At 70.7% G+C, this 12,108-nt stretch carries 9 protein-coding genes and 1 pseudogene; 2 read left to right on the top strand and 8 right to left on the bottom strand.

Annotation, left to right across the window (positions count from 1 at the left end; all coding sequences use genetic code 11):
- Positions 1–9: 9 nt before the first annotated feature.
- The 7 genes and pseudogenes from ACX25U_RS37035 to ku form a co-directional block, all read right to left on the bottom strand.
- Positions 10–978 (bottom strand): hypothetical protein, encoded by a 969-nt coding sequence (locus ACX25U_RS37035; RefSeq protein WP_454386548.1) that lies wholly within the window; start codon positions 976–978, stop codon positions 10–12.
- Positions 979–1,182: 204 nt separating this feature from the next.
- Positions 1,183–2,214: a recombinase RecA gene (gene recA, locus ACX25U_RS37030; protein WP_454386547.1), complete on the bottom strand. Its 1,032-nt coding sequence runs from the start codon at positions 2,212–2,214 to the stop codon at positions 1,183–1,185.
- A 512-nt stretch (positions 2,215–2,726) separates the two neighbouring features.
- Positions 2,727–3,191 carry a single-stranded DNA-binding protein gene (locus ACX25U_RS37025; RefSeq protein WP_454386545.1) on the bottom strand — a complete coding sequence of 155 codons (465 nt, stop codon included), beginning with the start codon at positions 3,189–3,191 and terminating at the stop codon, positions 2,727–2,729.
- 872 nt (positions 3,192–4,063) lie between these two features.
- On the bottom strand, positions 4,064–4,576 hold the full coding sequence (locus ACX25U_RS37020; RefSeq protein WP_454386543.1) for a hypothetical protein: 513 nt from the start codon (positions 4,574–4,576) through the stop codon (positions 4,064–4,066).
- A 13-nt stretch (positions 4,577–4,589) separates the two neighbouring features.
- Positions 4,590–5,510 (bottom strand): ATP-binding protein, encoded by a 921-nt coding sequence (locus ACX25U_RS37015; protein WP_454386541.1) that lies wholly within the window; start codon positions 5,508–5,510, stop codon positions 4,590–4,592.
- Between the two features lie 356 nt (positions 5,511–5,866).
- Positions 5,867–6,173 (bottom strand): annotated as a pseudogene (locus tag ACX25U_RS37010) (recombinase RecB); the annotation flags it as partial.
- 220 nt (positions 6,174–6,393) lie between these two features.
- On the bottom strand, positions 6,394–7,359 hold the full coding sequence (gene ku / locus ACX25U_RS37005) for a non-homologous end joining protein Ku (RefSeq protein WP_454386540.1): 966 nt from the start codon (positions 7,357–7,359) through the stop codon (positions 6,394–6,396).
- 292 nt (positions 7,360–7,651) lie between these two features.
- On the opposite strand from ku, the gene ruvB reads away from it, so the two are divergent.
- Together ruvB and radA are read left to right on the top strand one after the other, a co-directional pair.
- Complete coding sequence (gene ruvB, locus ACX25U_RS37000) at positions 7,652–8,803, top strand: Holliday junction branch migration DNA helicase RuvB (protein WP_454386538.1); 1,152 nt, start codon at positions 7,652–7,654, stop codon at positions 8,801–8,803.
- Between the two features lie 5 nt (positions 8,804–8,808).
- The gene (radA, locus tag ACX25U_RS36995; protein WP_454386536.1) at positions 8,809–10,419 is read left to right on the top strand and encodes a DNA repair protein RadA; all 1,611 of its coding nucleotides are present in this window, start codon (positions 8,809–8,811) and stop codon (positions 10,417–10,419) included.
- A gap of 521 nt (positions 10,420–10,940) precedes the next feature.
- Here the strand turns inward: radA and ACX25U_RS36990 are convergent.
- A complete protein-coding gene (locus tag ACX25U_RS36990) occupies positions 10,941–12,062 on the bottom strand; it encodes a HupE/UreJ family protein (RefSeq protein WP_454386534.1) in 1,122 nt (373 codons plus the stop codon).
- Positions 12,063–12,108 lie beyond the last annotated feature (46 nt).

Genomic DNA, 12,108 nt, shown 5'->3' with positions numbered 1-12,108 from the left:
CGGCGCGACCTACCCGCCGGCCCCCGGCTCGGGCGGCATCAACTCGTCATACACGGCCTGGTGTTCCCCATCATCGCTTGGGCACATCACTCGCCCGTCGGAGAGGCACTTCCAGTGGTGCCGCAACACCTCTTGCGCGGCCGCCTCCGGGCTGTCGAACACCTCGAAGCCGTCCCCGTCCTCGTCGTAGACGTAGTCACAGACGTCGCAGACGACGGAGTGCATCTGGTGGGTGGGGAAACGCGTCGGCCGCTCCCCTCTCGTTACCGGCCGGCCTGGATGACGGCTGCTGCTTTCCGGCCCCCAGCAGGCCGCAGAGCTCTTGTCCACGCGCTCGGTCCGTGGGGGCGCGGCAGCCTGCCGGTCGGTGGGCGGCATCCGGTGCGGGCCGCTCACGGGGCGGAAGCCATCGTCGTCGTACTGCGGGCAGGTGGAGAGGGCGAGCAGGTACTCGTGCAGGGTGCGGTTGTAGCCGGCGTCCGTCAGCGCGTGGTGCTGTCCGCCGGCTCGCTCCGGCAGTGGCGGGTCGCCGGCCTGGACGACGAGGGACCGCAGCTCGTGGCACCAGCGCGGCACCGAGGGTGGCATCGCCGCCCAGTCGTGGTCCCACAGGGAGTGCAGACGCCAGATGTGCTGGCCGCCGTAGTAGGCGTACAGATGGGTCTCCGGGGAGCCATCGGCGAAGTACTTCGCCACGTCGTCGCGCATCTCGTCGAGGAGCTTGACGTCGGGATGGGTGCGGTCGAGGAGACAGGGATAGCCGTCGACAGTGCACCGGGGCAGGTTGGGCCACACGTTGTCGGCCATCCACGGGACGTTGAGCACGGCGCTCACGTCCATCCCGTTGTTGACGGCGTAGTAGTCACAGCCGGCGTCGTCGGTGAGGCCGATGGAGAGCAGGCCGCGGACGGTGGGATCGGCGGGAAGGAACTCACAGTGGAGGTAGACGCGACGAATGGTCGCAGCGGTGTCGCTCACGTGCTGCTCCTCGGCGTCCGAAAGCGTCTCTGGCAATGCGATTCATGCGCGTGTGGTGTCCTCGCCGGTCGGTCACGGATGACCGTCGCACGCTGCCCTCCCGGCGCAGGGCACATACCGCGCATCCCCATTCCTGATTCAACGGATTCCCGTTGAGGGGCGCAGAGTCCGGACAGACGGATTTCGGAAGGGGGTTGCACCGGGTCAGAACTCGATGGAGGCGGCGGGGACGGTGTCCGGTCCCGCCCCGATGCCCAGCTTCTCCTTGATCTTCTTCTCGATCTCGTCGGCGAGGTCGGGGTTGTCCTTGAAGAAGTTGCGGACGTTCTCCTTGCCCTGGCCGAGCTGGTCGCCCTCGTAGGTGTACCAGGCGCCGGACTTGTAGAGGAAGCCGTGCTCCAGGCCCAGGTCGATCAGGTCGCCCTCGCGGCTGATGCCCCGCCCGTACAGGATGTCGAACTCGGCCTGCTTGAAGGGGGGTGCGCACTTGTTCTTGGCCACCTTGACACGGGTGCGGTTGCCGACCGCCTCGGTCCCGTTCTTCAACGTCTCGATCCGGCGGACGTCCAGGCGCACGGAGGCGTAGAACTTCAGCGCCCGGCCCCCGGGCGTCGTCTCCGGGGAGCCGAACATCACGCCGATCTTCTCGCGCAGCTGGTTGATGAAGATCGCCGTGGTCTTCGACTGGTTGAGCGCGCTGGTGATCTTGCGGAGGGCCTGGCTCATCAGGCGGGCCTGCAGACCCACGTGGCTGTCGCCCATCTCGCCCTCGATCTCCGCGCGCGGCACCAGGGCGGCGACGGAGTCGACGACGATGAGGTCGAGCGCGCCGGAGCGGACCAGCATGTCCACGATCTCCAGCGCCTGCTCGCCGTTGTCCGGCTGGCAGACCAGCAGGGCGTCGACATCCACGCCCAGCCGCTTGGCGTACTCGGTGTCGAGGCCGTACTCGGCGTCGATGAACGCCACGGTGCCGCCGGCGCGTTGGGCGTTGGCCACCGCGTGCAGGGCGAGAGTGGTCTTGCCCGAGGCATCAGGTCCATAGATCTCCACGATCCGCCCGCGGGGCAGGCCGCCGATGCCAAGGGCGACGTCGAGAGCGATCGACCCGGTGGGGATGACCTCGATGGGGGACCAGGGGTCATCGCCGAGGCACATGACCGAGCCCTTGCCGAAGCGCTTCTCGATCTGGATGAGGGCCAGCTCGAGCGCCCTCTCGCGGTCCTGTTCTTTCATGGCGTCCGCCTGGATGGGATGTGGTGTGTCATTGCGGCCGACGGTCCCGGGCCACCGCGCCGGCGGCCCGGGGTGTCGGTTCTGCGGCGGCCCGCGCGGACTTCGGGGTGATGGTGCCGGGTGTCGCATCACTCCGGCTCTGTTTCACCGTCTCGGCGCCGCTCGCGGGGCTGCCGTCAATCTGTGATCTTGTTGGTCGCCGCCGGTTGCCCAGGCGACGCTGCCGTCCTTCCTCCAGTCGCCTCGGCGGCGGTCGGCTCCTCTCTCCGTGGCAGCTCATCGACCGGGTCATCGGGGAGCCTTGGGAGGCCGTGCCCCTCACATCCGTCCAGGACCGTCTCGATGGAGGCCTCCGGGCGGATACGGGAGTCGTCGTCCTGGTGGTCGTCCCGGTATTCGGGATGACAATCGGTACAGGTCAAACCGAGTGCAGCCTGCGGGGTCCAGGTCGTGCGGGGGTCGGTCGGGGCAGGGTTGGTCATGCCGGTCAGCCTCTGCGGTGCTCTCGTCGATCAGAAGGGCTCCTCGCCCTGCCGGGGGGTGGGCGGCTCGCCTTCGTTCCGGGCGAACAGGTCGTCGGCGGGTGGACTGGCGCCGGCGAAGACGCTCGCGCGGGGGGCCTTGGTGACCTGCGCGGTGGCGAACCGCAGTGAGGGACCGACCTCGTCGACCTCACACTCGACCACGGTGCGGCGCTCGCCCTCCTTGGTCTCGTACGTCCGCTGGCGCAACCGTCCCTGGACGATGACGCGCGTACCGCGGGTCAGGGACTCGGCGACGTGCCTGGCCATCTGCCCCCAGGCCGAACAGCGCAGGAACAGCGTCTCGGCGTCCCTCCACTTCCCAGTCTCCCGGTCGAAGGCGCGGGGCGTGGAGGCGACGGTGAAGTGCGCGACCGCATCGCCGGACGGGTTGAGGCGTAGCTCGGGATCATCGGTCAGATTGCCGACCACTGTGATGATGGTTTCACCAACCATGGCCTTTCCTCTCGTTCGACGAGTGATCCCTCACCCGTGCCGGTTCGAGACGGCTGGTAGCCCGGAGTGGGTGGGACTCGCACCGTGTGCCGGCGAAGTGGCACGCCGCGCTGCGGGGCAAGGCGGTGGTCGGGTTCACTCTCTGTCCTTTCCCGCCCTTTCTCGGCCCGAGTTGGCAAGTCCCGGCCGCGATGAGCCGTGCCTCGTGGGCGGGGTGTTCCTCAGCGGAATGCCGAGCCGGGGGACGACGCGAGGGTCGCCGGAGGCGGCCCTTGTACCAGGGGCAAGGCACGCGAAGGAAGCGGATGCGCAGGTCGCGCTTCGAGCTGACGTCGTGCTTCGGGTTGGCGAGACGGGAGGCGGATCGGCCGGGGTGACGGGCGCCTGGTCGATGCGCTCGAGGCGATCGCGTTCACGATGGCGAGGAGTTCCGCGCGGTAGCGGCGCGGGTCGCCCGGGTCGGTGTCCGGCAGCGGGGCGCGGGCAGGCCGCTCCCTGCGGACCGCGCGCACCTCGGCGAGGATGTCGGCGGCGATGTGGTGCCGCTGTCGGCCCAGCCGGATCACGGCCGTCCACGCGTCGGTGGCATCCAGGTCGGCAAGGAGGAGGTATCAGGCTCGTGCCGTGGTCTCCTCCAGATGCGCCGAGGGGCGCATCGCGGCGACCGGGGCGACGAGCCGTACCGTCTCGGGCGGCGTCAACGATGTCTCCTTCCAGCCGGGACGCGGCGGGTGTCGCGGCGAGCCGTCGCACCGTCGCCCTCGCGATACCCGTACAGGGTGGCGTCGCGGGTGCGGCAACCTGTCCGTGGGGGTTCAGCCACCGCGACCCAGGTGGCCGACCTGGACGATCCAGTGGTGAGAGGGCGGTGGTCATGTCGCACCGCCGTCGAGGGCGAGCAGTTGGCGCAGGTCGAGCTCGCCGGTGCGCCAGGCGCGGGTGACCTTCTCCGGCCCGCCGGGCACGGGGCGAAGGCTGAACGACCGCGGCGGGGGCGCCGGTGACGCGGCCAGTCCCGGGATCACCTCGCCGGTGTGCGGGTCGGTGACCGGGTCGAGGCAGGCGAGCCGGGTGAAGAATTCCCGCTGCCAGCAGGGGCGCACCCGGGTGAGCGTCTCCACCTCGCTGGGGTGGTTTTCGGCCACCCAGGTGAGGAAGGCGTGCTCGTCGGCGATCACGACCGTCGGCCTGGGGTCGATGAGCGTGATGGTGGCGATGGGCGTGTGGTCCGGCAGGGTCGCCCGGATCGACTTCAGGTCGAGCTCGGCACGGGCCGCGCGCAGCCCGTCGAGCACCGTGCGGCGGGCGGCTTCGTACTCGGCGTCCACCGCGTCGCGCAGCACCCGGAGCACGGCGACCCGGGTGGCTTGGTCCTTGAGGCTCATGCGGCCTGGCCCCCTACCCGGTCCCGGCCCTCGACTCGACATCTTGGGCGACCCGGTTCTTCGCCGCCTCGGTGCCGTGGCGCACGATCAGCTCGCCGAGCGTGCGGGTCTCCTCGCCGTCCAGGACGGCGGCGCCGATCAGGTTGTGCCGGCGGGCCTCCTCGTAGAGGGCGCGCAGGTCTTCATAGGTGGCGCCCGGCGCGGTGGCCGCCGTGATGTAGTCCGGCACGGACTTGGCGGGCTTGCCGGCCTTGAGCCAGCCGAGGACGGCCTCGGCGAACTCCGCGCCGGGCTTGTGGAGCACCGTCCCGGACAGCGGTTTGGCCCGGGACTTGGAGATCACCAGGGTGTTCTCGTGGTCGAGGTCGCCGACGATGTCGAATTCGTACTCGATGCCCTCTCGCTGCTCGGGCTTGAGCCCGACCTTGCGCGGCACCTTGCGCCCGCGCTCGTCGGCCTCGACGACGTACTCGGTCTTGGTGCGCATGGTGACGATGAGGTGACCGGGGTAGGCGAGCAGGGCGTCGAGCATCGCCCGCTCCAGGGGGCGGGCCTCCTTCCAGCCGGCGAAGCTGCCTCCCGCCCCGACGCGCCTGGCCGCGTTGTCGACCTGCTCCAACATCCCTCCGGTGCCGGACCAGAAATGGCTCAGGGAGTCGACGATCATGACGTCGTAGCCGTCGTGAGCGGCCACCGCGAGCGCCTCGACGAGCGCGGTGGGCTGGAACGTGGTGAGCGGGAGGGTGTCGAAGGCGAACTCGTCGGCGTACTTGGCGGCGCTGCCGTGCTCGGTGTCGACCAGGGCGATCCGGTCGCCGAGCCCGGTGCCTGTGACCAGGGCGGTGTAGGTCTTGCCCGATCCGGTGGGCCCGGTGAGCGCGATGCGGGCCTTGGCCTGTTCCTTGGTGGCGGGGATGAAGGCGAGGTGGTTCACGCCGTGCTCCTCTGGCGTCTCCGACGGCGGTTCGGGGTGGGCCTGGGGAGGGACGGAAGACGGTCCTCACCCGGCAGGACGGGCACCCGCACGGCCGCCGGCTTGTTCGAATACCAGTTCGAAGATTGTCTGGAACTTCACGCTACGCGCGCATAGAGAAGATAATCAACACTTCTCTTCAGAAAAGTTGCCAAGAGTCCCAATTGTCAGTGCCAGGACCTAAAATGAGCTTGCCTGTGCCCATGTCGCGGCCGGACACGTCCGGCCCCTGCGTTTCGAGGAGGGCTGCCGGGCCGGCCCCACCACGGGGCACGGTGCCGTTCCGGGCGAGCCGCCGCGGGTGAAGCGGTCCGGCCTCAGCGGGCGCCGGCGGCCGGGCGCTCGTCGTGCTCCGCGGCCGGGTCGGTGGCCGCGGCCAGGGGACAGGGCGGCGGGATGCCGCCCCACGCCGGGCACAGCACCCGATGGGGGCACCAGTCGCACAGCCGGCTCGGCCTCGGCCGCCAGTCGCCCGTCACCGTGGCCCGCCCGATCGCCCCCCACAAGGCGAGCAGCTTGCGCTCCACGGCCCGCAGACCGCCCTCCCGCCGGCTCGCAGCCCAGCACGTCCCCGCTGCCGAGACAGACCAACTGCAGGCGGCACGGCACGGCGCCGCGCAACCGCGGCACCGGCATCGTCCGGCTCCTTGCGCCCTGGACGGAAGTCCACCAGACCCCGCACGGCCGTGAGGGCTACGCGGGGCTGCGAGTCGCTGATGTCACGGACCTGCACCCGGCACTGTGACCGCTCCCGTGCCGGCGGCGGTGCCGTCCGTGGCAGGCGCCCGTGCCGTGGCCGACACCGACCGGCCGTCCGGGAACGGTGCCCATCCGGGTGGAGCGGTCAGGACGCTCGGCGGGGCGTTGTCTTCTTCGCGGTGGTCTTCTTCGCAGTGGCCTTCTTCGTGGCGGTGGTCTTGGCGGTGGTCTTGGCGGTGGTCTTTTGGGCCGCGGCGGCGCCGGTTGCTGGTTTCTTCTTCACGGTGGCCCGCTTCGCGGCCGAGGCGCTCTTCCTGGCCGCAGTCCTCCTGGCTGGTGTGGCATCGACGCGGCCACTCCTCGCCGCTTCCAAACTGCTTTGCAGCAGGGCCATGAGGTCGGTGTCGTCGGCGTGATGCGGGGACGCCATCTCCTCCAAGCGGTCGGCGACGACCTGCTGCAGAGCCTGCTGGTAGTCGTCGTGGAGCTCTTCCAGGACGAAGCCCTCGGAGAGGATGTCCATGAGGTGCATGGCCATCTTCAGCTCCTGCGGCCTCACGGCGATGTCGCTCCTGGGGGCGATGCCGGTCGGGCGGCGGACCTCTTCGGGCCAGCTCATGGTCTGCAGGACAAGGAGGTCGTTGTGGGCGCGCAGCACCGCCAGGGACTCACGGGTTCCGAGGGCGACCTTGGTGACGGCGACCCGCCCGGACTCCCTCAGCGTGTCCCGGAGCAGGACGTAGAACCGGTCGGTTATCGGATCCGATCCTCCGACGTGGTAGGCCTGCCCGAGCACCATCGGATCGATGCTGCCGTCGTCGACAGAGGCCAACACGCTGATCCGCTCCTTGTCCGGCGGGGGAAGGGTCGCCAGCTCCTTGTCGCTCAGAACAACCCTCCGGCCGTCGGGGTGCTGATAGCCCTTCGCGACTTCCCGGTGTTCGATCTCCCGGTCCTCCTCCTCGCACCACAACTTGTGACGCACGCGTGAGCCGTCCTCGGCGTGGACCTGGTGCAGGACGGGACCGCTGTCCGTCTCGGTGGCCTTATAGAGGACCACGGGGATGTCGATGGTGCCGAGGGAGATGACCCCCCTCCAGACCGCCTGCATTTTTACCCCTTTTGCCAGGATTTACCAGGTTACGTCGGAGAAGGCTGCGGAGGCAGCGGCGGGGCGACCCCTCAGCCCTCCCCCACAAGACGCTGCGGGCCGCGGGGGCGCACAGGACGCTGAAAGACGTCCCGCACGGGCAGGCGGATGGAGTCCTGTGCCGCTCGCGGCGCTGATCATCGCCACCTGAGCAGGTTTCTGCCTAAAAGATATTGATTGTCCCTTCATCTGCGCTTAGCGTGATTCTAGCCTTTTTCGAACTTGCATACGAATACGTAATGGCCGTACGACGATGAACCAGAACGACACCGGCAGTGAGACAGCCCCTGGCCGGCCCGCCACGATCGAGCCGGTCTACCGGCTGGTCGGAGCAGGCGCCGACGGCGAGGACCGGACCGTCGAGGCCGCGCTGCGACCCACGGACCTCGACGAGTTCATCGGCCAGGAGCGGGTTCGCGAGCAGCTCGACCTCGTGCTGCGCGCCGCCCGCACCCGCGGCGCGACCGCCGACCACGTGCTGCTCTCCGGAGCTCCGGGCCTCGGCAAGACCACCCTCTCCATGATCATCGCTGCGGAGATGGACGCCCCGCTCCGCATCACCTCCGGGCCCGCCATCCAGCACGCCGGAGACCTCGCCGCCGTCCTCTCCTCCCTCACCGAGGGTGAGGTTCTCTTCCTCGACGAGATCCACCGGATGTCCCGTCCCGCCGAGGAGATGCTCTACATGGCGATGGAGGACTTCCGCGTCGACGTCGTGGTCGGTACCGGCCTCGGCGCCACCGCCATCCCCCTGGAGCTGCCCCCGTTCACCCTCGTCGGTGCCACCACCCGGGCCGGGCTGCTGGTGCCCCCGCTGCGCGACCGCTTCGGCTTCACCGCCCACCTGGAGTTCTACGCACCGGCCGAGCTGGAGCGTGTCATCCACCGCTCCGCCCGGCTGCTCGACGTGGCGATCGAGCCCGAGGGCGCCGCGGAGATCGCCGGCCGCTCCCGCGGCACCCCGCGCATCGCCAACCGCCTGCTGCGCCGGGTGCGGGACTACGCCCAGGTCAAGGCCGACGGCGTGGTGACCCGCGAGGTCGCCTCCGCGGCCCTGGCGGTCTACGAGGTCGACGGCCGCGGCCTGGACCGGCTCGACCGGACGGTGCTGGGCGCGCTGCTGGGCCTCTTCGGCGGCGGGCCGGTCGGTCTGTCCACCCTCGCGGTCGCGGTGGGGGAGGAGCGGGAGACGGTGGAGGAGGTCGCCGAGCCGTTCCTGGTGCGCGAGGGGCTGCTGGCCCGCACCCCCCGGGGGCGGGTCGCCACCCCCGCCGCCTGGGCCCACCTGGGCCTCGCACCGCTGCCGCAGGGTGGACCCGGAACCGGGCAGCAGGGCCCGTTCGGCACGGGTTCCGGGGGGCATGTCGCCTCACCGCCGCCCCGGCAGTGGTCCCCGCGGCGGTGAGAGCCATGGCCGCCCGCACCTCCCGCCTCCCCCTCGGGCACCGCCCCTCCTACCGCTGCACCGAGTGCGGCTGGACCACCGGCAAGTGGCTCGGCCGGTGTCCCGAGTGCCAGGCCTGGGGCTCCATCGAGGAGCTCGGCGCACCCGCCGTCCGCACGACCGCGCCCGGCCGGGTCACCACCGCCGCCCTCCCCATCGGCCAGGTGGACGGCCGGCAGGCCACCGCGCGCGGCACGGGCGTGCCCGAGCTGGACCGCGTGCTCGGCGGCGGCCTGGTGCCCGGCGCCGTCGTGCTGCTCGCCGGCGAGCCGGGCGTGGGCAAGTCGACGCTGCTGCTCGACGTCGCGGCGAAGGCCTCCAGCGCCGCCGCCCGCGCGCTGTATGTGACCGGCGAGGAGCTGGCCGGCCAGGTGCGGCTGCGCGCCGACCGGATCGGCGCGCTCTCCGACCACCTCTACCTCGCCGCGGAGACCGACCTGTCTGCCGTCCTCGGCCACCTCGACGCCGTCCAGCCCGCGCTCCTCGTCCTCGACTCGGTGCAGGCCGTGGCCTCCCCCGAAATCGACGGTGCGCCGGGCGGCATGGCCCAGGTACGCGAGGTGACGGGCGCGCTGCTCGGGGCCGCCAGGGAGCGCGGGATGTCCACAATCCTGGTCGGCCACGTCACCAAGGACGGCGCCATCGCAGGACCCCGCCTCCTCGAGCACCTCGTGGACGTCGTGCTGCACGTCGAGGGCGACCGGCACGCCCGCCTCCGCCTCGTCCGCGGGGTGAAGAACCGGTTCGGGGCGACCGACGAGGTCGGCTGCTTCGAGCTGCACGACGAGGGCATCACCGGCCTCGCCGACCCGTCCGGCCTGTTTCTGACCCGGCGCGACGAGCCGGTGCCCGGCACCTGCCTGACCGTGACCCTGGAGGGCCGCCGCCCCCTGGTGGCCGAGGTCCAGGCCCTGACCGTCGACTCGCAGCTCCCCTATCCGCGCCGCACGACCTCCGGCCTGGAGACCTCCCGCGTGGCGATGATGCTGGCCGTCCTCGAACAGCGTGGGAAAATCTCGCAGCTGGGCAGGCGCGACGTCTACACCGCCACCGTCGGCGGGGTGAAGCTCACCGAGCCGGCCGCCGATCTCGCCGTGGCCCTCGCTCTGGCCAGCGCCGCGTGCGACACCCCACTGCCCAAGAACCTGATCGCGATCGGCGAGGTGGGCCTGGCCGGTGAGGTCCGCCGGGTCACCGGCGTGCAGCGGCGGCTGGCCGAGGCCGCCCGGCTCGGCTTCCCCCACGCCCTGGTGCCCGTCGACCCGGGCAGGATCCCAGCCGGCATGAGGGTCACCGAGGTGGCCGACGTGGGCGACGCGCTGCGCCTGCTCCCCCGCCGCCTGCGCCGCGAGGTTCCGGCAGGGGAGGAGCCGGCCGCCACGCGTCGGCCCGACCCCGCGCGGCGCCCACCCACGTCAGGGGGCCGGCCGCCGAGGGCACGGGGCTCCGCCTGGCGTACGCGCGTACGCCGAACGTCCATGGTCGAACGCCGCGGCGGGGCGGTGCCAACCGCCGAGACCGCCCAGGGTCCCGACACCGGTCCGCCCGGTTCCCGGGCGGACCGGAGGAACGGGTGAGGGGTGTGATACGCGTCGAAGGGGCAAGCGGATTTCCGCCCCATCCCGCGATATGAAGCCCTGATCGCCTGGGCGGTGACCACGCTCCACTCCTGATTGCCGAGCCGAGCCGGCCGGCCCTCAGTGGTGGGTCGGCGGCGATCAGGACGGCCTTGAGCCGGTTGATCGCCTGCGAGAACGAGTAAAGATACGCCGCCTGATCAGTATCGACGAGTTTCCGAACGGCACAGCGACGCCGAGAGCACGCACCGGATGCCGTTCCTTGACGGGCGAGCGTTGCCCGCCGCGGCGCCAGAGGCTCTCTCGCGCGGCTGCCGAATGGGCGGACGGAGATCCGGTCCTGCCTCGGACCGTGTGTGGAACGCAGGCGATCACGAGCGGTGCCACTGGCCGCCCCGCCTCCGCCGGCAGCACCTGCGCTTCCGCAATTGGCGCCTGATCCCTGGTCCGGCCTCCGCATCCCCGGCGCTGCCATCAGGTCTGTGATCGTTCATGACTTCACACCCTGGATCGACGATGCGTCAGGAGCTTTGCCCGATCGGCAGCGGAATGCGGTCGAGGAACCAGTACAGGCTGATCGTCACGATGGCTGTCGTCAGCGCAACCAGCACCCAGCGGGCCGTGGCCGTCCGACGGACCAGCATCAGCAAGGGGAAGAGCACGGCGATGAGCGCCAGTTGGGCGGCCTCGATGCCGAGGTTGAAGCTCAGCAGCGACAGCAGCAGCCCCCACGACCCCGGCTCCTGGATGTCGAGCGCACCGGCGAAGCCCAGCCCATGGATCAGGCCGAAGGCGAAGACCACCGGCAGCCGCCACTTGCCGAACCTGTCCTCGCCCTTCCCCAGGAGGTTGGCGGCCGCCACGACGGTGATCGTCGCCGCGATGACCGGCTCGACGAGGGCGCTGGGCACATCCACCACTCCGAGTGCCGCCAGCAGAAACGTGATGCTGTGGGCGGCGGTGAAGGCGGAGGCGGTGATGACGACGTCGCGCAGTCGGCGCGCGCCGATGAGCAGGGCGGTCAGGAAGAGAACGTGGTCGAGGCCGAACAGCAGATGCTCGGTGCCGAGCAGGAAGAACTCCCCGACCTGGTGGGATGTCCGGCCCTGGCCCGTGCGCAGCGTCGGGTCGGCGGCGGAGAGGACCGCTGAGCCCTTTTTGCCGTCGAGGTCATAGGTGACCAGGGTCTGCGTGCTGTGGACGAAGGACTCCTCGTCGGGGAAGAGCGCGCTGGAGACGGCGTGCTCGTCTCCGCTCCCGTCCGCGCAGTCGTAGGCGAGGGTCAGCACCGCGAAGGTCTTGCCGCTTCGGATGCGTATGTCCGCGTCGCCCACCGTGGACGGTGCGCAGGGCTTGTCGTCGTAGTCCACGGCGAAGCGCTCGGTGACGTACTCGGTCACCGCATCGTGGTTGATCTTGAGCTGGTGGAGCTGCTCGGTGCGCTCCTTGGCCTCGTAGGCCTCGGCGTAGAGCCAGGCCGACTTCATGAGGAGGTCGTATTCGAGTTCGAGCACGGCCGTGACGTCCGCGCCCTCACCGGTCAGCCGGGCGTGGGCCTTGGTTGTGGCGTCGTGTGCCGAGGCCTGGGTGCTTCCCAGGAAGAGGAAGAGGAGGAGCAGTGGGAGGGCGGACAACCGGCGCATGGTCTGGTGTCTCCAAGTGCGGGAGGAAGGCCGCCCCGGACCGGGG

It is taken from the genome of Streptomyces sp. JNUCC 63 (assembly GCF_054366325.1).
Note: the sequence above shows the minus strand (reverse complement) of the source record. Positions and strands in the feature narration are given on the sequence as shown.

Coding starts and splice junctions, on each gene's coding strand:
- ku (WP_454386540.1), bottom strand. CDS start 7,359: ATGCAGGCGGTCTGGAGGGGGGTCATCTCCCTCGGCACCATCGACATC.
- ruvB (WP_454386538.1), top strand. CDS start 7,652: ATGAACCAGAACGACACCGGCAGTGAGACAGCCCCTGGCCGGCCCGCC.
- ACX25U_RS37020 (WP_454386543.1), bottom strand. CDS start 4,576: ATGAGCCTCAAGGACCAAGCCACCCGGGTCGCCGTGCTCCGGGTGCTG.
- ACX25U_RS37025 (WP_454386545.1), bottom strand. CDS start 3,191: ATGGTTGGTGAAACCATCATCACAGTGGTCGGCAATCTGACCGATGAT.
- radA (WP_454386536.1), top strand. CDS start 8,809: ATGGCCGCCCGCACCTCCCGCCTCCCCCTCGGGCACCGCCCCTCCTAC.
- recA (WP_454386547.1), bottom strand. CDS start 2,214: ATGAAAGAACAGGACCGCGAGAGGGCGCTCGAGCTGGCCCTCATCCAG.
- ACX25U_RS36990 (WP_454386534.1), bottom strand. CDS start 12,062: ATGCGCCGGTTGTCCGCCCTCCCACTGCTCCTCCTCTTCCTCTTCCTG.